This window comes from Pseudomonas sp. SWRI92 (genome assembly GCF_014268685.1).
GTDB lineage: Bacteria > Pseudomonadota > Gammaproteobacteria > Pseudomonadales > Pseudomonadaceae > Aquipseudomonas > Aquipseudomonas marvdashtae.
Genome location: NZ_JABWQY010000050.1, coordinates 1 through 549, shown reverse-complemented (window position 1 = coordinate 549; position 549 = coordinate 1). Strand labels below are relative to the sequence as shown.

At 49.4% G+C, this 549-nt stretch carries 2 tRNA genes and 1 rRNA gene; all 3 read right to left on the bottom strand.

Annotation, left to right across the window (positions count from 1 at the left end):
* Nucleotides 1-193: 193 nt before the first annotated feature.
* Nucleotides 194-269: transfer RNA gene (locus HU762_RS26560), tRNA-Ala, on the bottom strand.
* A 30-nt stretch (nt 270-299) separates the two neighbouring features.
* Nucleotides 300-376: transfer RNA gene (locus HU762_RS26555), tRNA-Ile, on the bottom strand.
* An 81-nt stretch (nt 377-457) separates the two neighbouring features.
* Nucleotides 458-549: ribosomal RNA gene (locus tag HU762_RS26550) — 16S ribosomal RNA — on the bottom strand; the annotation flags it as partial.

Here is a 549-nt window from a genome sequence, read left to right as displayed (position 1 = left end):
CGAATTTCTCAACTAAGAGAACTCACAAATTTTACCTTAGCCTGAGCCGTTACCAGTGAAAGTAACGTCCAGTCTATCTTTCTATCACATACCCAAATTTTTAAAGAACGAACTAGTCAAAGACTAGAAATCAACATTCACCATCGAACCGATGGAATGCTCATTTCTAAGCTTTATACAATCGAAGCAGTAGTGGTGGAGCCAAGCGGGATCGAACCGCTGACCTCCTGCGTGCAAGGCAGGCGCTCTCCCAGCTGAGCTATGGCCCCGTATTTCTACAGGCGTTTCCCACACAAAATTGGTGGGTCTGGGCAGATTCGAACTGCCGACCTCACCCTTATCAGGGGTGCGCTCTAACCAACTGAGCTACAGACCCAATTTCGGGCTGCTTCTTTCGTCTTCTTCAATGAATCAAGCAATTCGTGTGGGAGCTCATGAAGCAGCTGCGGTCGTCGATTAAGGAGGTGATCCAGCCGCAGGTTCCCCTACGGCTACCTTGTTACGACTTCACCCCAGTCATGAATCACACCGTGGTAACCGTCCTCCCGA